Origin of the sequence: Couchioplanes caeruleus (genome assembly GCF_003751945.1) — a bacterium.
GTDB classification, from domain to species: domain Bacteria; phylum Actinomycetota; class Actinomycetes; order Mycobacteriales; family Micromonosporaceae; genus Actinoplanes; species Actinoplanes caeruleus.
This window is the reverse complement of record NZ_RJKL01000001.1, coordinates 6,156,388-6,174,011: the sequence shown is the minus strand read 5'-3', so window position 1 is coordinate 6,174,011 and position 17,624 is coordinate 6,156,388. Positions and strand designations below refer to the sequence as shown.

Genomic DNA, 17,624 nt, shown 5'->3' with positions numbered 1-17,624 from the left:
CGGTACGCCGGAAGCGCACCAGGTGACCCACGTCACGGGCCGGGAATTTGATCTCAGTGTGCGTGGCGCCCGTTCGCTCCGGGCATCTCCTGGTGCGGCGGGGCGTCCGGCGGCGTCGGGTCCTCATGGTCGTGCGCGTGCTGCTCGGCGGCCTCGGACATCTCCCGGGGCAGGCGCAGCGGGAGCGCCTCGCGCACCGGCCTGGCCTCGTTGTCGCGGACCACGACCAGGCCCCGCAGGCACTCGCCCAGCACGCCCTCCTGCGCCGGGTCGGCGGCGGCCAGCCCCTGGAACAGGGCGCGGACCATCCAGCGCGGCCCGTCCACGCCGACGAACCGGACGTCCGCCGGGCCGTCGGGGGTCTGCACCCGCGCCGCGAGCTCGGTGCCGTACGGCCCCTCCACCTCGCGGGGCGCGGCGCCGTCCGCCTTCATCGCGCCGGCGATCTCGTCGCGAACCTCGTCCCAGATGCCCTCGGAACGCGGCGCGGCGAAGACGCCGAGCTGCAACGCGCTGTTGCCGTGCACCAGGACGATCTGCTCGACACCGCCCTCCGGGTTGGCCTGCACCCGCACCTCGACGCCCTCGACCGCAGGGATCAGCAGGCTGCCGAGGTCGAGGCGCTGGACCCCACCGGGCGCCTGCGTGCTGTCCCAGGGGCCGAAGTCGGGCGCCGGCGGCAGATCACCCATGCTCTGGGCGAGCGCCGACGACTGGGGCGTGTCGTCCGGGCGTACGTGCCGCGGGCCTCCGCGCTTGCGGGAGAACATCTGCTTGCCACCTTCCCGATCTAGAAATTCTGCTGCGCCGGCAGCGGCCCGGCCCCGACGCCCTGCTCCGGCAGCGCCACGCGGCCGTTCCCGGCCTCGCGCAACGCCACGTGGCCGTTCCCGGCCTCGGGCAGCGCCACGTGGCCGCCGGTGGAGCCGTGGCCGCCCGTGCCGCGCGCGCTGCCGTCGAGCTCCTCGACGACCTCGAACACGGCCCGCTCGACCCGCTGGACCACCAACTGGGCGATGCGGTCCCCCCGCGAGATCGCGACCGTGCGCTCCCGGTCGTGGTTGATGAGATTCACGAGGATCTCGCCGCGGTAACCGGCGTCGACCGTACCGGGCGCGTTGAGCACCGTCACACCCAGGCGAGCGGCGAGGCCGGAGCGCGGGTGTACGAGGCCCACGTACCCCTCCGGAAGCGCGATGGCGATCCCGGTCGGCACGCACTTCCACGTCCCGGGCGCCAGCTCCACGCTCTCCGCCGCGTACAGGTCGGCGCCGGCGTCGCCGGGGTGCGCGTACGCCGGCAGCGGCAGGCCGGGGTCGAGGAGACGGACCTGGATGTTCACGGGCGGAAATTCCTCACGTCGATCGGATCGGGCGGCACCCACCCTGCCATCCTGCCGTCATCGGGGACGGAGGCGCGCCGTACCCTCACCAGCGTGACATCCGAGCCCTCCGCACGCACGGCCGAGCCCGCCGCGTACGCCGAGCGGCTGCACGCCCCCTGGTGGATGTGGCCCGCGGCCGCCGGTCTCGGCGGCCTGCTCGCCACCGAGATCTGGATGGGCAGCGACGGGCTGCGGGCCTGGGTGCCGTTCGTGGTGCTGCTGCCGCTCTCGGCGCTGCTCCCGTGGTGGCTGGGACGCATCCGGATCGCCGTCACGGCGACCGAGCTCCGGGTCGACGACGCCCGGCTGCCGGTCTCGGCCGTCGCGGACGCGGTGGCGCTGGACGCGGACGGCCGGCGCGAGGTGCTCGGCGTCGGCTCGCACCCGCTGGCGTTCGTGATCCAGCGCCCGTGGATCCGGGGCGCGGTGCAGGTCGTCCTCGACGACCCCGCGGATCCCACCCCGTTCTGGGTGATCAGCACCCGGCGTCCGGTCGAGCTGGCGACCGCGCTCCTGGCGGCGCGCCGCAACGGCTGAGCGCTAGGCGGGAAGGGCCGGGCGCTTCTTGCGCAGATCCTTGATCAGGCTGTCACCCAGGTTCCGGGTGGCCCGGCGGTTCAGATAGCTCGCCACGGCGGCACCGGTCAGCAGCGGGCCCAGCGTGGTCAGATTGCGCCCGAAGCGGCGCAGCAGGCTGGCCTGCAGCTCCTTGCGGGCCGCGGTGCCGAGCACGGTGGCGATCCCGACGCCCGGGACCAGCGGGTTGACGCCGCGCTGGCCGGACCAGGACTGGATCAGCGCGGTGGCCCGCTGGCCGGCGGAACCGGTGATCGGCCGGCCGTACACCTCGTGCAGCTCGCCGATCAGCTTCAGCTCGACGGCGACCACGGCGACCGTCTCGGCGGCCAGCAGCACCGGCGCGGAGAGCAACGCAGGGGTGGCGACCCATTCGAGCGAGGCCACGCCGCCGCCTGCCGCCCCGACCCCGGCGGTGGCCCGGGAGGCGTTGCGGACGAGGCGCTCGGCGAGTTCGTCGCCGTCGAGCCCGTCGTGATGGCGGCGCAGAGTATCCACATCTCGGATCGGCACGTGCGGGGCGACGTCGGCGACCACGTCGGCCATCCAGCGCAGCGCCGCCCGCGGGCGGAACAGCCGGCCCAGCCCACGCCGGCGTACGTCGCCGACCAGCCGGCCGAGTAGATGCCGCCGCTTGTCCGGCGCCAGGTCGTCAGCCGTGAGCGCGGCCACGGTGGCGCCGATGCCGTCGTCGACGGCGGGATCCGGCTCCGGGCGTACGGCATCGGTGCGTGCCGGCGCCGGTGCCGGGTCGACCTCGATGAGCTCACGCCCCGGCTCTGCGGTCGATGCCGAGTTCTCGTCTGGGCGGCTCATGGTGGTCGACCTCCCGTTCGTCTGCCGTCAGTGACCCTCTACCCAGTGACACAGGCGGACACACGGGTCACACGCCGCGCGCCCGCCCCGCGGAGGGGTCGCACGACGCCCGGTCGTCGCCGACGACCGGGTGGCTTGCACGGCGGGCGCGCCGATCAGGCGCACTCGCGGCAGATCAGTTCCCCGTTGCGCTCGACCGCGAGCTGGCTGCGGTGATGCACGAGGAAACAGCGGGCGCAGCGGAACTCGTCGGTCTGCATCGGCAGCACCTTGACGGTGAGTTCCTCGTCGGCCAGGTCGGCACCGGGGAGCTCGAAGCTCTCCGCCACCTCGACCTCGTCGACGTCCACTGCGCCCGATTGCGAGTCGGCGCGGCGGGCCTTGAGCTCCTCGAGGCTGTCCTCGCCGAGGTCGACCTCGTCGCGACGCGGGGCGTCGTAGTCGGTGGCCATCGGTTTTCACTCTCCTGTATCGATGTGTCACTTGGCGTAAGTAACGCCGGCGACGACGTTTCGGTTCCCGTTGTGACGGACTTTTCTCCCTGGCCCAGACAGCAGGGAACGACCGTCCGCCGAGGCGCCTCCACCCCCTCGTGAAACTGCCCCGGCAAACGCGGCACCTTACCGCCCCAGTGGGACGCTTGTACGTCCATGGGCGGCCAATTGTTCCCGATGTGACTGAGGCGACATCAAGGTAGGGGGCACAGCGCGTGGATCATCGTCGCCGCGCCGGAAACATTCCCTGTTTCCGCGCGCGTCGGGGGTAGACGCTAACCTCACCCGCAGACCCTTCCGTCGCCGAGCCCGACCTCACCCTGGAGTACTGCACCATGAGCTTTGCGCGCGTCCGAGCGCTCGTCGTGGTCGGCGTACTCGCCGTGGCCGCGGTGGTCTTCGTCGTCGTGGCGCTGGTCCGCGACACCCAGGGTGGCACGGTGGCCGACGGCGGGTGCCCCGACGGCTCCGTCATGGCCAACGTGACCCTGCCGGATCTTCCTCAGCAGGTCACGGTCAAGGTCTACAACGGCACCGACCAGCCCGGCCTCGCCGACAACGTCACCAACGAGTTCAAGAACCGGCGCTTCCAGACCCAGAAGCCCGCCGAGAACAACAAGAAGGTCGACGGCGTCGCCGTCATGCGGTACGGCCCGGAGGCGGTCGGCTCGGCGTGGCTGCTGCGGGCGTACTTCCTGAACCAGGCCGATGTGCAATACAACCCCAAGCGCAAGGGCGGGGTGGTCGACATCGTGATCGGCAGCGAGTTCCAGCAGCTCGCCACGACCACCGAGGTCAACCAGTCGCTGGTCGAGCTCGGCGAGCCGCAGGTGCCACCGGGCGCCTGCCCGGCACCGGACAAGAAGGACTCCTGAGCGTCGCCCGGCCGGGCCGTCAGGGACCGCCGGCGGCGTCCAGCTCCACGAGCGCGTCATGCAGGGCGGGGAAGAGCGCCGGCGGGGCGGCCACGAGCATGTCCTCACCGGCCGGACGTCCGTCGAGTCCGGACACCCGCAGGCCCGCCTCGGCGGCGACCAGGCCCCCGGCCGCATGGTCCCAGGCGTGCAGCCCCTTCTCGAAGTAGGCGTCCACCCCGCCCTCGGCGGCCTGGCACAGGTCCAGTGACGCCGCGCCGAAGCGGCGGATGTCCCGGACCCGGGTGATCAGGGTCGCCAGCACGGCTCCCTGATGCGCGCGCCGCGCCGGGTCGTATCCGAAGCCGGTCGCGATCAGCGCCTGGTCCAGAGACGCCCGTACGGAGCCCTGAAGCCGCCGCTCGCCGCGCCAGGCGCCGCCGCCCCGCGTGGCGGTCCACTCGTCGCCCGTCGCGGCGTTGCGGACCACTCCGGCCACCACGACGCCGTCCACCTCGGCCGCGAGGGACACCGCGTACTGCGGGAGGCCGTAGAGGTAGTTCACCGTGCCGTCGATCGGGTCGAGGATCCAGCGCACCCGGCCGGCGGGCGCGGCGCTGCCGCCGTACTCCTCGCCCAACACGCCGTCGTCCGGCCGCAGGCGTCGCAGCGCCTCGACCACCTCGCGCTCGACGGCCTTGTCGGCCGCCGTCACCACGTCGGTGTCGGTGCTCTTGGTCTGCACATCGACGATCGCCTCGGCGCGCATGCGCCGGGCCGTCCCGGCTGCTTCCCGCGCGATCCGTACGGCGATCGCCAGCAACTCCTCCGGCGCCGGCACCTCGGCGTTCTCGGCCACTTCCCACCGCCCTTCCAGCGGCTACCATTCTCCCGCCCGGTGCACGAAGAGAGGTAGGCGACCCCCCGCGGCGTGCTGCGGCGGGAGGATCTCGCTCGACGGCGCTACAATTCACCCCTGCCCGCGCTACACGGACACCGCCTGCAAGTCCCGTTCGCGTTCCGCTGGCTCCCACACCACACCGGCCAGCCTCGTTTCGCCCCGTGCTGCGCTGGGCCCCTGGCCGTGTTACATCGCCCTCCGGAAGGTCATTCGTGACAGAAGCCCACCAGACCGGTGCCGACGTTCGCTCTCTCACCGAGGCCCTGATCGCCCACGCTCAGGGTGCGGGCGGGCAGATCACGTCGGCCGAGGTCGTGCAGACCGTCGAGTCCGCCGAGGTGACCCCGGCCCAGGCCAAGAAGATCCTCCGCGCCCTCGTGGACGCGGGCGTCACGGTCGTCGTGGACGGCTCGGCCAGCACCCGCCGCCGGGTGGCCGCCGCGCGCGCCGCGACCCCCGCCTCGAAGGCGACCACCGCCAAGGCCACCCGCGCCCCGGCGGCCAAGAAGGCCGCCCCGGCACCGAAGCAGGCGGCCACCGACGCCGACGCCTCCGACGCCGGAGCCGCTCCCGCCAAGAAGGCCGCGGCGAAGAAGGCCGGTCCGGCCAAGAAGGCCGCCGGTCCCGCGAAGGCGACCAAGGCCACGAAGGGCGCGGCTCCGGGCGAGGGCGAGCCCGGCGACGGCGAGGAGATCGATCCCGAGGAACTCGCCGCCGACCTCGAGGACGTCGTGGTCGAGGAGCCCGCCGCGATGGTGCAGGCCGCCGCCAGCGACGCCGCCAGCTCTGCCACCGACGGCGACTTCGAGTGGGACGACGAGGAGTCGGAGGCGCTCAAGCAGGCGCGCCGCGACGCCGAGCTGACCGCCTCGGCCGACTCGGTCCGCGCCTACCTGAAGCAGATCGGCAAGGTCCCGCTGCTCAACGCGGAGCAGGAGGTGGAGCTCGCCAAGCGCATCGAGGCCGGGCTGTACGCCGCCGAGCGCCTGCGCGCCTGCGACGAGGGCGAGGAGAAGCTCGACCGCAACTTCGAGCGCGACCTGCGCTGGATCGGCCGTGACGGCGAGCGGGCCAAGAACCACCTGCTCGAGGCCAACCTGCGCCTCGTCGTCAGCATCGCGAAGCGCTACACCGGCCGCGGCATGGCGTTCCTGGACCTCATCCAGGAAGGCAACCTGGGCCTGATCCGCGCGGTCGAGAAGTTCGACTACACCAAGGGCTACAAGTTCTCCACGTACGCCACCTGGTGGATCCGCCAGGCCATCACCCGCGCCATGGCCGACCAGGCCCGCACCATCCGCATCCCGGTGCACATGGTCGAGGTCATCAACAAGCTCGGCCGCATCCAGCGCGAGCTGCTCCAGGACCTGGGCCGCGAGCCCACTCCGGAGGAGCTGGCCAAGGAGATGGACATCACCCCGGAGAAGGTGCTGGAGATCCAGCAGTACGCCCGGGAGCCCATCTCGCTCGACCAGACCATCGGCGACGAGGGCGACAGCCAGCTCGGCGACTTCATCGAGGACTCCGAGGCGGTCGTCGCGGTCGACGCGGTCTCCTTCTCGCTGCTGCAGGACCAGCTCCAGCAGGTGCTGCAGACGCTCTCGGAGCGCGAGGCGGGCGTGGTCCGCCTGCGCTTCGGCCTGACCGACGGCCAGCCGCGCACCCTCGACGAGATCGGCCAGGTCTACGGGGTGACCCGCGAGCGGATCCGCCAGATCGAGTCGAAGACGATGTCGAAGCTGCGGCACCCGTCGCGCTCGCAGGTGCTGCGCGACTACCTGGACTGAGCCGGGCCACGCCCGAGCACGCGATGAACGTCCGGAGCGGCGCGCCATATGGCGCGCCGCTCCGCCGTTGCCGGCGCGCACTCACCGCCGCGCGCCCAGCCCACGCACCCGCCGCCGCACATTCGCCGCAGCGCACCCAGCGCCGCGCACTCGCCGGCGCCGCGGTGGTACGCCGACCGCGCCGGCGGGCGAAGACACGGACAGCCACGGGAAAGCCGGCCGGCGGGACTCGGCCGGACGGGCGATCTCGGCCGGAGGATCTCCGGTTCGCCGGCCGGCTCGACGGGCCCGGGCGGACGGGGTCCGGCCGGGCTCGAGATCTGTTGTCCGGAACCGGACACGGACACCTTGATCAATACCGGAAAACGGGTCAAGTAGTCAACAGTATGTGCTCTTTTGGTCACTACCCGTACATCATCGGGTGGTGACCAGACCGTTGTGCAGAAGTGATCGTTGACGTGGCACCCTTGGGGCACGGCACACTAGCCCGACCACGTGTGACTTGGGTCCCCCCGGGGCACTGTGGGAAGGCTGCAATGGCCAACGGTGTTGCACGATGGGTGAGCATTAGCCGAGGAACATGTTCATCGGTGACGACCAGAGGAGGAAGGCGATGACCCCGACTCTCACGCCGCCGGCGGGAAGCGTGGCCGGAACAGCAGCCGATGAACGGTGCGACCGCTGCAATGCAGCCGGGAAGCTCCGTTTGACCCTGGCTGGTGGCGGCGAGCTGGTGTTCTGCGGACACCACGCCAACAGGTACGCCGAGGACCTGGTGAAGATCGCGGTGCAGTATGCCGCCGACCCCGAGTTCACGTGGCGCGGTGCGGAAATGATGTCTAACTCCAACTAACCCCATAGGCAGCGAAAGGGCGTCCCGGACCGGGACGCCCTTTTTCATGCCCGGGCCAGCTCCCCCGGGCGGGTGAGAAGCCCCGGCAAAAGGCCTCAGAGGTGCCGCTCGCGCCCGCGGAGCGTCCGCCTGCCCTCGCCCACCATCCCGAGCGGGACAAAGCCGCTCAGAGGGTCTGGATAGTGGCGATGCGCTCCTCGAGCTGCTCGATGGTCGCCTGGGCGCTCGGCGGCCCCCCGCACAACCGCCGAAGCTCCGCGTGGATCTTGCCGTGGGGCAGGTTGGTGCGGTGGTGGTGGGCGGCGACCAGGGCGTTCAGCCGACGGCGCAGTGCCACCCGGCGCTCCGCGGCGCTCATCGTCGCCACCGGCTCCCGGGGAGCCGGCACCGCGTCCGCGGACGCGGTCGCCGCCGCGCGCTTCCGGGCCGCGATCTGCTCCGACTGGCGCTTGCTCAGCAGCACCGCCACCTGGTCCGGGGTCAGCAGGCCCGGCAGCCCCAGGTATTCCTCCTCCTCGGGCGTGCCCGTCCGGGCTCCCGTGCCGAACGATGCGCCGTCGTAGATCACCTGGTCGAGCTCCGCCGTCGCCGACAGGGCCTCGAAGCGCTTCTCGAGCTCGCCCGCGGCGTCCTCGGCCCGCTGTGCCCGCTCCAGGAGGGCGTCGTCCAGGCCGTCCGGGTCCTTGGGGGCGCCGAGGATGTGGTCGCGCTGCACCTCCATCTCGCTGGCCAGGCCGAGAAGATGCGGGACGCTGGGCACGAACACCGTGGCAGTCTCGCCCTGGCGGCGGGCGCGCACGAAGCGGCCGATCGCCTGGGCGAAGTAGAGCGGGGTCGAGGCGCTGGTGGCGTACACGCCGACGGCCAGGCGGGGGATGTCGACGCCCTCGGAGACCATCCGGACCGCGACCAGCCAGCGCTGCTCGGAGACCGCGAACTCGGCGATCCGCGCCGACGCGCCCTGGTCGTCCGAGAGGACCACCACGGTCTTCTCGCCGGTGATGGTCTCCAGCAGCTTCGCGTACGCCCGGGCGGTCTGCTGGTCGCTCGCGATGACCAGGCCGCCCGCGTCCGTCATGCCGTGCTCGCGCAGCTTGGACAGCCGGGCGTCGGCGGCCCGCATGACCTGTGGCATCCAGTCGCCGCGGTGGTCCAGGGCGGTGCGCCAGGCCTGGGCGATCAGGTCCTTGGTCATCGGCTCGCCCAGGCGGGCCGCGAGCTCGTCGCCCGCGCTGGTGCGCCAGCGGGTCTCGCCCGAGTACGCCAGGAAGATCACCGGCCGGACGACGCCGTCGCGCAGGGCGTCGCTGTAGCCGTACACCGAGTCGGAGCGGGAGCGTTGCAGACCGTCGTCGCCGCGCTCGTACTCGACGAACGGGATGGGGTTGTCGTCGGAGCGGAACGGCGTGCCCGTCAGCATCAGCCGCCGCTCGGCCTCGTCGAAGGCCTGCTTGACGCCGTCGCCCCAGGTGCGGGAGTCGCCGGCGTGGTGGATCTCATCGAGGATCACAAAAGTCGGACGGGTCATGGTGCGCCGCCGGTGCACCGCCGGCGCCATGCCGACCTGCGCGTACGTCAGCACCGCCCCGTGGAAGTCGCGCGCGCTGTGCACGTCGGAGTTGCGGAACGCCGAGTCCAACTGGATGCCCACCCGGGCCGCCGCGTTCGCCCACTGGGTCTTCAGGTGCTCGGTGGGACAGACCACCGTGACCGCCTCGACCGTGCCGTCGCAGAGCAGCTCGGCCGCGATGCGCAGCGCGAAGGTCGTCTTGCCGGCGCCCGGCGTCGCCACCGCCATGAAGTCGGGGGAACGTTTGCGCAGGTAACGCACCAGCGCCTTGCGCTGCCAGTCGCGCAGCGGCGGGAACGTCTCGAGATTCGGCAACGGCGGGCTCAAGCGGCGGCGATCCCTTCCATTCACACAAACGCCTCCGCGGCATTCCGCGGAGGCGGACCAAGCATAGCGGCGGAAGGCGTTCACGCCCCCGCGGCATGACCGCCCGGGGCGAGCGACGGACCGACTACGGCACGGCCACCGGCGCCGACCACCGGCGGTACAGGGCGAGCAGCCGTACCCCCGTCACGCCGGCCGCCGCGGCGGCCAGGGTGATCGGGTCGGCGACGTCGAGCCAGCTCAGGACGGTGACCGCGACGGCACCGCCGAGGGCGGCCACCGCATAGATGTCCCGCTGCAGAACCGCCGGGATCTCCGCGGTGACCAGGTCGCGGGCCAGGCCGCCGCCGATACCCGTGAGCATTCCCACCAGGCACGCGCCCACCGGCGGCACGCCGGCGTCGAGCGCCTTGAGCGTGCCGGTCACCGTGAAGAGGCCGAGGCCGGCCGCGTCGAGCAGCAGCACCGTACGCCGCAGCCGGTTGAGCTGGGGGTGCAGCCAGAAGACGGCCAGGGAGGCGACGACGGCCGTGATGGCGTAGCGCCAGTCGGAGAAGGCCAGGGGCGGCACCGCGCCGATCACGAGATCGCGCAGGATGCCGCCGCCGAGCGCCGCCAGGAACCCGACGAACGCCACGCCGAACAGGTCGAGCCGCTTGGCGACCGCGGCGCTGGCGCCGGAGGCCGCGAAGACCGCCACACCGATCAGGTCCGCGACGAGCAGACTGTAGCTTCCCGTCACGCGACGTTTTCCCCGATCAGGCCTGCATCGACTCGTAGATCTCCTTGCACTGCGGGCACACGGGCGAGCCCGGCTTCGGCGACTTCGTCACCGGAAACTTCTCCCCGCACAGCGCCTCCACGAACGTACCCATGACGGCACTCTCGGCGATCTTCTCCTTGCGCACGTAGTGGAACATCTCCGGCCCGGTGTCCGCGTCCTTCGTCTCCGGGCGCTCGAGGATCTGCGTGCTCACGGCGTCTGCCTCTCGTCGATACAAAAGTCCTGCCCACCGCGAGCCCCCCGGCCTCCGCGGCGGAAGCTCCAACCTGCAAGTCTGACACCTCACGCTTGCTCGGTCCAACGACAACGGCCTGCGGCGGGGCCGTACCGTTGCCATGGTGACCGATTCCACGCGGCCGGTGGGCCGCTTCACCATCCGATACGGCGACCATGTGACCCGGGCCCGCCGTGACGGCCACCCGGTGGTGGCGCTGGAGAGCACGATCGTCTCGCACGGGCTGCCCCGGCCCGACAACCTGCGCGTCGCCCGCGAGATCGAACAGACCGTGCGCGACAACGGCGCCGTGCCCGCCACCATCGGCATGATCGGCGGCGAGCTCGTCGTCGGCCTGGAGGATGCCCAGATCGAGCATCTCGCGGGTGCCGACGGGGTCGCCAAGCTGTCCGTACGCGACCTGGCGGTCGCCGCCGCCACCGGCGCGGACGGCGCCACGACCGTGGCCGCGACCAGCGCGGTCGCCGCGGCGGCCGGCATCGGCGTGTTCGCCACCGGCGGCCTCGGCGGGGTGCACCGGGAGGCGAACACGACGTTCGACGAGTCGGCGGACCTGACCACCCTCGCGCGGACCCCGATCGTCGTGGTCTGCGCCGGCGTCAAGTCGATCCTCGACGTGGGCGCCACCCTCGAGCGCCTGGAGACGCTGGGCGTGTCCGTCGCCGGGTACGGCACCCGCCGCTTCCCCGGCTTCTTCGTGACCGACGGCGGCTTCGACGTCGACTGGCAGCTCGACTCCCCCCGGGCGGTCGCCGCGGCGATGGCGGCGCGGGAGGAACAGGGCGTCGCCGAGGGCGCGCTGGTGCTGGGCAACCCGCTGCCGACCGACGAGCAGCTCGACCCGGCCCTGCACGACCGGACTCTGGCCGAGGGCCTCGAGCTGCTGGCGCGCGACGGCGTCACCGGCAAAGCGGTCACCCCGTTCCTGCTGGCGCACTTCCACAGCAGCACGCAGGGCAAGAGCCTGGAAGTCAACGTCCGCATCATCCTGCGCAACGCCGCCCTGGCCGCCCAGATCGCGGCCGCGGCCACCCCGGCGCACGCGGCACTCGGATTCGCACTGCCGCAATGAGCGAGGGCGTGATTGTCGTCGGTGACCTGGTCACCGACGTGCTGGTGGTGCGGGCCGGGCCACTGGCCACCGGGTCGGACACCGACGCTCGGATCCGGGTCGGCGGGGGCGGGCAGGCGGCGAACACGGCCGCCTGGCTCGCCCACGCCGGCGCGTCCGTGACCCTGGTCGCGGCGGTCGGCGACGACGCCGGTGGCCGGGAGCGGGTGGCCGAGCTGGTCGAGGCCGGGGTGCGGTGCGACGTGCGGCACCACCCGGGCGCGGCGACCGGCAGCGTGGTCGTGCTCAGCACCCCCGACGAGCGGACGATGATCACCGACCGCGGCGCGGCGCTGCTGCTGGCACCGGCCGACGTCACGGCCGCGGTCGAGGCCGCACCCGGCGCCGGGCACCTGCATCTGTCGGGGTATCCGCTGCTGCACGCCGGATCCCGGCCGGGCGGGCTCGCGGCGCTCGCGGCGGCCCGCTCGCGCGGCCTGACGACCAGCGTCGACGCGGCCTCCGCGGCGCCGCTGCGGCACTCGGGCGACTTCCTGGAGCTGGTACGGGGAATCGACCTGCTGCTCTGCAACGCGGACGAGGCGGAGGTCCTCGCCGGTCCCGGCGCGCCGGAGCGGCAGGCGGCGATCCTCACCTCCTCCGCCCGCAACGTGGTCGTCAAGCGCGGGGGCGACGGTGCGGTATGGGCAACTCGCGACGGGGTGTCGCGGTTGGTGGCGGGTGTCCGCGTACCGTCGCTGGATCCGACCGGTGCGGGTGACGCCTTCGCGGCGGGCCTGCTCCGGGCCTGGTGTTCCGGCGCGGAGCCGGAGGCGGCGCTGACGGCCGGCGCCGCACTCGGCGCCGCGGCCGTGCAACGGGTCGGCGCGCGCCCCTAGCGTGCTCGCTGCTCGCTCAGGGCTCGGCGTCGATGGTGCGATGGGTGGCGGGGTCGTCCGGGTGCTCCGTGACGGCGCGCGGGGCCGGCTGCGGCCGCGGGACGTCCGGGTGGGCCTTGCTCTTGGGCGGGCGGTCGTTGGCGATCAGGACCGCGGCCCAGGGCAGGAAGACCATGCCGGCCGCGCAGAGGATCAGCCAGAGCGGGAGCAGCGGGGGTTCGGTACTGATCAGCACGGCCCCGAGGATCAGACAACCGGCACGGACGCCCATCATCGTCACATAACGGATCTGTCGGCTACGGAGTTGATCTTCTTGGCTGCGGGCGGCGTCGGTGATCAGCACCGGCCGCTCCGGCTGCTTCTTCACCGACCCATCCTCGCACCGCGGGCGGTTCGCAGACCACCCGGCGCCTGTCGTTCAAGTCCGGGCGGCGACGGCCGATCAAGTACAGCGTGCTGACGAGTACGCCCGTCCTGAAGCGGCGCCGGTGGTCCGGCGTCGCGATCGTGGTCGTGGTCGCGCTCACCGGCATCGCCGCGTCGTGGGGTGCCGCGCGGGGCGCCCACGGCACCGAGCAGCGCTACGCCGCGCAGCTCATGGACCGGTACACGAGCGACCTCAACCGGGCCATCGCCAACGAGCTGCAGCGGTACGGCGACACGCTCGCCGACGTGGCGATCGCGCTCGGCGCCCAGGACGACCTCAACGCCGAGCACTTCACCTGGATCACCTCCAAGGTCAGCAACCGCCGCCTGCCCGGCGCGACGTCGCTCGCCTTCGTGGTCTCCTCGCAGGACACCGGCGTCGCGATGCTCGAGGAGTACTGGCGGGGCAAGGGCGCACCGGACCTGAAGCTGAAGCCGGTGGGCACCGGCATCGAGCACACCTTCGTCGTGTTCACCAAGTCGTTCGACGGCCAGCCGGTCACGACGGGCTGGGATCTCAACAGCACGCCCGAGGCCGACGAGACCCTGGACGAGGCCCGGATCGTCGGCGGGCTAGCGGTGAGCCGGGCGTACGTCTTCCCGGCCGACCGGAATCTGCCCGTCGCCGAGCAGCAGCAGTCGTTCACGCTGGCCGTGCCGGTGTACTTCAAGAACGGCCCGATCCGCGGGTGGCTGAGCCTGGGCGTGCACGGCGGCGACCTGCTCAACGAGACGCTGCGGGCACAGGCGCACGGTGCGGTGACCGCCGAGCTGGCCGACCCGGCCGCCGCGAGCGACCGGGTGGTCGCCCAGGCGACCGCGGACCAGGCACGGCCCTCGGCGACACTGAGCCGCACCGCCTACATCCCCGCCGGGCTGCGGATGTGGCGGCTGGAGGTCCACCCGACCGACCGGCTGCTCGCCGAGACCGACCGGGGCATCGTGGGCTCGGCGTGGGCTCTCGGGCTGACCATCACCCTGCTGCTGACGGCGCTGGTCGGCATCCTCACCGGCGCCCGGAACCGGGCGATGAGCAAGGTGGACGCGGCCACCGCCGCGCTGCGCCTCGACATCGAGCGCCGCCAGCAGATCGAGACCAAACTGCGGCAGCGCGAGTACGAGTTGCAGCGGCTGGCACTGCACGACGCACTGACCGGCCTGGCCAACCGGGCCGGCCTCGAGGACCGGCTCGCCCGCACGGTGGGCAACCGCGCGGACGTGGCGCTGCTGCTCATCGACCTCGACGACTTCAAGCTGGTCAACGACGCGTACGGGCACGCCGCCGGCGACGCGATGCTGACCAGCTTCGCCGAGATCCTGGCCTCCTCGGTCCGCGCCGAGGACGTGGCGGCCCGCATCGGCGGCGACGAGTTCGTCGTCCTGCTCACCGACGTCCCCGACGCCGACTCGGCCCTGGCGGCCGCCCAGCGGATCCTCGCCACCGCCGCGGCCTCGCCGGTGTGCCTCGGCGACGACACCGTGCCGGTGCGCGCGAGCGTCGGCGTGGCCACGACCCGCCCCGGCGACACGCCCAAGGAACTGCTGCGCCGCGCCGACATCGCGATGTACCAGGCCAAGGACCTGGGCACGCACGGCGCCCAGCTGTACGACCCGTCGATGATCGACGGCCGCGCGGCCGACGCCCAGCTCGGCGACGACCTCACCGGCGCCCTGGAGCGCGACGAGCTGACCGTGCTCTACCAGCCGCTGGTGGACCTCTCCGACAGCCGCCCGGTCGGCGTCGAGGCGCTGGTCCGCTGGCAGCACCCGGAGCTCGGCGTGGTCTCCCCGGCCCGGTTCATCCCGATCGCCGAGCGCAACGGCACGATCAACACCCTCGGCCTGTGGGTCCTGCGGGAGGCGTGCGCGCAGGTTGCCTCGTGGGGCGGCGACACGTACGTCAGCGTCAACCTGTCGCCCCGCCAGTTGCAGGAACCGACGCTGGTGCACGACGTGCTCGCCGTGCTTCAGCTCACCGGCCTGGAACCGGGCCGCCTGGTCCTCGAGATCACCGAGTCGGCGCTGGTCGACGACGTAGCGGGCACCACCATGCTCGCCGAGTTCCGCGCGCACGGCATCCGCGTGGCGATCGACGACTTCGGCACGGGCTACTCCTCGCTGCACTACCTCACCCGACTGCCGGTCGACATCCTGAAGATCGACCGCAGCTTCGTGGCGGAGCTGAACGGCACGCCGGAGGGCGCCGGCATCACCGAGGCGATCCTGCGGCTGAGCCACGCGCTGCACCTGACCACGGTCGCCGAGGGCATCGAGACCACCGAGCAGGCCGCCGAGCTGCAACTGCTCGGCTGCGGCATCGGCCAGGGCTACCTCTTCGCCGAGCCCCTGCCCCCGTCGCAGATGCTCAGCCTGCTGACGCGCTCTTCGCAGCCGCCTTCATCTCTATCTTGAAGGAACGCACCCGCGCCAGCGAGTCGCCGTCGACGATGTCGGCCACCGAGCGGTGCGAACCCTCCTCGCCGTACGCGCCCGCGGCCTCCCGCCAGCCGGGCGGCTGGACGCCGCACTGCTTGCCGAGCAGCGCGACGAAGATCTGCGACTTCTGCTTGCCGAAGCCGGGCAGCGCCGCGACCCGCTTGAGCAGCTCGTGGGCGTCGGCGGCGTCCCGCCAGAGATTGGCCGCGTCGCCGTCGTAGCCGCCGACCAGCGCCCGGCAGACCTCCGGCGGCGTCCCAGTCGGGCCGTCGGGGTACCGGACATACACGTGCAGAATTTTGCCTGGTGGCAGCATCTGCGGAACGGAGACGTCGCAGTCGTAAGGCCCCTGGCAGGGCTCGTTGTTGAGGACCAGGCTCGCCTCTTGGAAGAACGATCTTCGCAGTATGGCGGCCGCTTCGCCTTCGGCATGGTCAACCGAAACCGGCCGGAATCTGCGTTTAAGCCTTTGCGTCGGATGCAACGCCGTGACAGCGTGCGGTCGTGACCGATCTGACGGACGTGTTCTGGCGAGCCCACCGGGACCTGCCTCGGGAAGCGCCCGGCTCCGTGGCCACCACGCGGCTGCTCCTGCAGCTCGTCGGCGCACTGCCGGAGGAGCCGTCGATCCTCGACGTGGGGTGCGGCACGGGGCCGGCCACGGTTCTGCTCGCCCAGCTCACCAGCGGGCAGGTGACCGGGGTGGATCTGCACGTGCCCTTTCTGCAGGCCCTGGCCGAGCGCGCCCGCTCGGCCGGCGTGAGTGACCGCGTCACGACGCTGGCCGCCTCCATGGACCACCTGCCGGTACGCGCCGGTTCCGTCGACCTGCTGTGGGCAGAGGGTTCCGCCTACGTCATCGGCTTCGACGCGGCCCTGGCGGCGTGGCGGCCGCTGCTCGCGCCGGCCGGCGCGCTGGTGTTGACGGAGGCGGAGTGGTCGACGCCGGACCCGGCACCGGGTGCGCGGGCGTTCTGGAATGCCGGCTACCCCGCCATGCGTACCACCGCGAGCAACGTCGAGGCGGCCCAGCGCGCCGGTTGGCAGGTCTGCGCGATGTACGTGCTGCCCGAGTCCGACTGGGACGACTACTACCGGCCGCTGGCCGCCCGCATTGACGAACTGCGACGCGAGGGCGTGGCGGAGGACCTTCTCGCGCAGGTCGCGGAGGAGATCACCGTGCGGGCCGCCCACGGCCGGGACTACTCCTACACCGCTTACGTCCTGCGCCCCCGCGCCTGAACACCGGTTCTTCCACCCGCCGGCTGCCTGCCTCGGGCCCAAGCGCGAGGCCACGATCACCACCGAGGTCCACAGCGGCCACCCGTCACTGGACCTGACCCCACTCACGCTCTGACCCCATCGCCGTGAGGCGGCAGGAGTGAAGGACCTCTGGAGGGCTGTTCGCATCGATCAGCGGCTCGAATTTCGGCCTGCTCAGGGGTGTGACCGCTGCCGTTCAGCCATGGGACGAGCATGGCCGGCTCAACCCACGGTGCCGCCTTGGTAGCGAAGGCCCAGTCGACGATCCGGAGACCATCCGGTGTCACGATCAGGTTGGCGGGATTGAGGTCGGTATGGATGAGCAGGTCTCCCACCTACAGAGACAAGAAGTCATCAGATACCTATGGAGAAGCTCTATGCCTTCGCGGCCTTCGCCTCGGCCTTCATCTGCTTCTTGTACGCGCGCACCTTCGCCAGGGACTGGTCGTCGACGATGTCCGCGACCGACTTGAAGGAGCCCTCTTCGCCGTACCCGCCCGCCGCCTCGCGCCATCCGGTCGGCTGGACACCGTACTGCTTGCCGAGCAACGCCACGAAGATCTGCGCCTTCTGCTTACCGAAGCCCGGCAATGCCAGGATCCGCTTGTACAGCTCGTCCCCGCTTGTGACATCCGCCCAGAGGCCGACCGCCTCACCGCCGTACTGGTCGACCAGAACCCGGCAGACCTCCTGCACACGGGTCGCCATCGCTTTCGGGAAACGGTGCAGCGCCGGCGGTGTAGCAAAGATCGCGATCAGTTCCTCGGGCTCAAAGTCGGCAAGTTCGGTCGCACTCGGGTCATGTCCGAGCCGCTGGCTAAGGACGTAAGGCGAGTTGAAGGCCTTCTCCATGGTCACTTGCTGATCAAGAGTGATCGCGGTCACGACAGCCAGAGGGTCACGGTCCAGCAGCGCGTTGGCCTCGGCGTCAATGGGCAGCGAGAACGTCATGCCGCCATCTTGCTATACCT

General features: G+C 71.9%; 19 protein-coding genes and 1 pseudogene. 8 read left to right on the top strand and 12 right to left on the bottom strand.

The genetic code is table 11. From position 1 onward, the window contains the following. Positions 1-53: 53 nt before the first annotated feature. Both EDD30_RS27690 and dut read right to left on the bottom strand, forming a co-directional pair. Positions 54-770, bottom strand: a complete 717-nt coding sequence (locus tag EDD30_RS27690) for a DUF3710 domain-containing protein (protein ID WP_071808589.1) — start codon at positions 768-770, stop codon at positions 54-56. A gap of 20 nt (positions 771-790) precedes the next feature. Continuing rightward, positions 791-1,384 carry a dUTP diphosphatase gene (gene dut / locus EDD30_RS27685; RefSeq protein WP_071808588.1) on the bottom strand — a complete coding sequence of 198 codons (594 nt, stop codon included), beginning with the start codon at positions 1,382-1,384 and terminating at the stop codon, positions 791-793. Positions 1,385-1,435: 51 nt separating this feature from the next. Between dut and EDD30_RS27680 the strand changes: the two genes are divergently transcribed. Then, entirely contained in the window at positions 1,436-1,921 is a 486-nt protein-coding gene (locus tag EDD30_RS27680; RefSeq protein ID WP_071808587.1) for a DUF3093 domain-containing protein, read from the top strand. A 3-nt stretch (positions 1,922-1,924) separates the two neighbouring features. Here EDD30_RS27680 and EDD30_RS27675 read toward each other — a convergent pair whose 3' ends face one another. Beyond that, complete coding sequence (locus EDD30_RS27675; RefSeq protein WP_244945420.1) at positions 1,925-2,776, bottom strand: hypothetical protein; 852 nt, start codon at positions 2,774-2,776, stop codon at positions 1,925-1,927. A 155-nt stretch (positions 2,777-2,931) separates the two neighbouring features. Beyond that, positions 2,932-3,228, bottom strand: coding sequence for a DUF4193 domain-containing protein (locus tag EDD30_RS27670; RefSeq protein WP_023561654.1), 297 nt, complete (start codon positions 3,226-3,228; stop codon positions 2,932-2,934). Positions 3,229-3,605: 377 nt separating this feature from the next. On the opposite strand from EDD30_RS27670, the gene EDD30_RS27665 reads away from it, so the two are divergent. Continuing rightward, the gene (locus EDD30_RS27665; protein ID WP_071808586.1) at positions 3,606-4,145 is read left to right on the top strand and encodes a LytR C-terminal domain-containing protein; all 540 of its coding nucleotides are present in this window, start codon (positions 3,606-3,608) and stop codon (positions 4,143-4,145) included. Between the two features lie 19 nt (positions 4,146-4,164). Here the strand turns inward: EDD30_RS27665 and EDD30_RS27660 are convergent, their stop codons facing one another. Then, positions 4,165-4,983 (bottom strand): inositol monophosphatase family protein, encoded by an 819-nt coding sequence (locus EDD30_RS27660; RefSeq protein ID WP_244945419.1) that lies wholly within the window; start codon positions 4,981-4,983, stop codon positions 4,165-4,167. Between the two features lie 254 nt (positions 4,984-5,237). Here EDD30_RS27660 and EDD30_RS27655 point away from each other — a divergent pair, with 254 nt between their 5' ends. After that, positions 5,238-6,812 (top strand): RNA polymerase sigma factor, encoded by a 1,575-nt coding sequence (locus EDD30_RS27655; RefSeq protein WP_123678536.1) that lies wholly within the window; start codon positions 5,238-5,240, stop codon positions 6,810-6,812. A 613-nt stretch (positions 6,813-7,425) separates the two neighbouring features. Further along, the gene (locus EDD30_RS27650) at positions 7,426-7,665 is read left to right on the top strand and encodes a DUF7455 domain-containing protein (RefSeq protein ID WP_071805837.1); all 240 of its coding nucleotides are present in this window, start codon (positions 7,426-7,428) and stop codon (positions 7,663-7,665) included. Between the two features lie 166 nt (positions 7,666-7,831). On the opposite strand, the gene EDD30_RS27645 is transcribed toward EDD30_RS27650, so the two are convergent. From EDD30_RS27645 to EDD30_RS27635, 3 genes are all read right to left on the bottom strand, one after another. Further along, entirely contained in the window at positions 7,832-9,562 is a 1,731-nt protein-coding gene (locus tag EDD30_RS27645) for a DEAD/DEAH box helicase (RefSeq protein ID WP_071805833.1), read from the bottom strand. A 124-nt stretch (positions 9,563-9,686) separates the two neighbouring features. Then, positions 9,687-10,301: a trimeric intracellular cation channel family protein gene (locus EDD30_RS27640; protein ID WP_071805834.1), complete on the bottom strand. Its 615-nt coding sequence runs from the start codon at positions 10,299-10,301 to the stop codon at positions 9,687-9,689. A gap of 16 nt (positions 10,302-10,317) precedes the next feature. Continuing rightward, complete coding sequence (locus tag EDD30_RS27635; RefSeq protein WP_071805835.1) at positions 10,318-10,536, bottom strand: DUF3039 domain-containing protein; 219 nt, start codon at positions 10,534-10,536, stop codon at positions 10,318-10,320. A gap of 142 nt (positions 10,537-10,678) precedes the next feature. Here EDD30_RS27635 and EDD30_RS27630 point away from each other — a divergent pair, with 142 nt between their 5' ends. Next, complete coding sequence (locus EDD30_RS27630) at positions 10,679-11,650, top strand: pseudouridine-5'-phosphate glycosidase (protein WP_071805836.1); 972 nt, start codon at positions 10,679-10,681, stop codon at positions 11,648-11,650. Beyond that, positions 11,647-12,528 (top strand): carbohydrate kinase family protein, encoded by an 882-nt coding sequence (locus EDD30_RS27625; protein ID WP_123678535.1) that lies wholly within the window; start codon positions 11,647-11,649, stop codon positions 12,526-12,528. The genes EDD30_RS27630 and EDD30_RS27625 overlap by 4 nt, the downstream gene beginning before the upstream one ends. A gap of 16 nt (positions 12,529-12,544) precedes the next feature. Here EDD30_RS27625 and EDD30_RS27620 read toward each other — a convergent pair whose 3' ends face one another. Then, the gene (locus tag EDD30_RS27620) at positions 12,545-12,895 is read right to left on the bottom strand and encodes a DUF3099 domain-containing protein (protein WP_071805823.1); all 351 of its coding nucleotides are present in this window, start codon (positions 12,893-12,895) and stop codon (positions 12,545-12,547) included. Between the two features lie 86 nt (positions 12,896-12,981). Here EDD30_RS27620 and EDD30_RS27615 point away from each other — a divergent pair, with 86 nt between their 5' ends. Continuing rightward, positions 12,982-15,366: a putative bifunctional diguanylate cyclase/phosphodiesterase gene (locus EDD30_RS27615; protein WP_071805824.1), complete on the top strand. Its 2,385-nt coding sequence runs from the start codon at positions 12,982-12,984 to the stop codon at positions 15,364-15,366. On the opposite strand, the gene EDD30_RS42080 is transcribed toward EDD30_RS27615, so the two are convergent. Then, complete coding sequence (locus tag EDD30_RS42080; protein ID WP_394328260.1) at positions 15,320-16,000, bottom strand: HhH-GPD-type base excision DNA repair protein; 681 nt, start codon at positions 15,998-16,000, stop codon at positions 15,320-15,322. The two genes, EDD30_RS27615 and EDD30_RS42080, sit on opposite strands and share 47 nt — an antisense overlap. Between EDD30_RS42080 and EDD30_RS27605 the strand changes: the two genes are divergently transcribed. Further along, positions 15,895-16,632: a class I SAM-dependent methyltransferase gene (locus EDD30_RS27605; RefSeq protein WP_071805826.1), complete on the top strand. Its 738-nt coding sequence runs from the start codon at positions 15,895-15,897 to the stop codon at positions 16,630-16,632. The two genes, EDD30_RS42080 and EDD30_RS27605, sit on opposite strands and share 106 nt — an antisense overlap. A 134-nt stretch (positions 16,633-16,766) precedes the next feature. Here the strand turns inward: EDD30_RS27605 and EDD30_RS27600 are convergent. Both EDD30_RS27600 and EDD30_RS27595 read right to left on the bottom strand, forming a co-directional pair. Then, positions 16,767-16,985: pseudogene (locus tag EDD30_RS27600) on the bottom strand (phosphotransferase family protein); the annotation flags it as partial. A 43-nt stretch (positions 16,986-17,028) separates the two neighbouring features. Next, positions 17,029-17,604, bottom strand: a complete 576-nt coding sequence (locus EDD30_RS27595; protein ID WP_071805827.1) for an HhH-GPD-type base excision DNA repair protein — start codon at positions 17,602-17,604, stop codon at positions 17,029-17,031. Positions 17,605-17,624: the final 20 nt, after the last annotated feature.

What these genes read in the sequence shown, in the direction of transcription:
- EDD30_RS27595 (WP_071805827.1), bottom strand. Translation starts at nt 17,604, where the DNA reads ATGACGTTCTCGCTGCCCATTGACGCCGAGGCCAACGCGCTGCTGGAC.
- EDD30_RS27665 (WP_071808586.1), top strand. Translation starts at nt 3,606, where the DNA reads ATGAGCTTTGCGCGCGTCCGAGCGCTCGTCGTGGTCGGCGTACTCGCC.
- EDD30_RS27675 (WP_244945420.1), bottom strand. Translation starts at nt 2,776, where the DNA reads ATGAGCCGCCCAGACGAGAACTCGGCATCGACCGCAGAGCCGGGGCGT.
- EDD30_RS27690 (WP_071808589.1), bottom strand. Translation starts at nt 770, where the DNA reads ATGTTCTCCCGCAAGCGCGGAGGCCCGCGGCACGTACGCCCGGACGAC.
- EDD30_RS27625 (WP_123678535.1), top strand. Translation starts at nt 11,647, where the DNA reads ATGAGCGAGGGCGTGATTGTCGTCGGTGACCTGGTCACCGACGTGCTG.
- EDD30_RS27650 (WP_071805837.1), top strand. Translation starts at nt 7,426, where the DNA reads ATGACCCCGACTCTCACGCCGCCGGCGGGAAGCGTGGCCGGAACAGCA.
- EDD30_RS27670 (WP_023561654.1), bottom strand. Translation starts at nt 3,228, where the DNA reads ATGGCCACCGACTACGACGCCCCGCGTCGCGACGAGGTCGACCTCGGC.
- EDD30_RS27630 (WP_071805836.1), top strand. Translation starts at nt 10,679, where the DNA reads ATGGTGACCGATTCCACGCGGCCGGTGGGCCGCTTCACCATCCGATAC.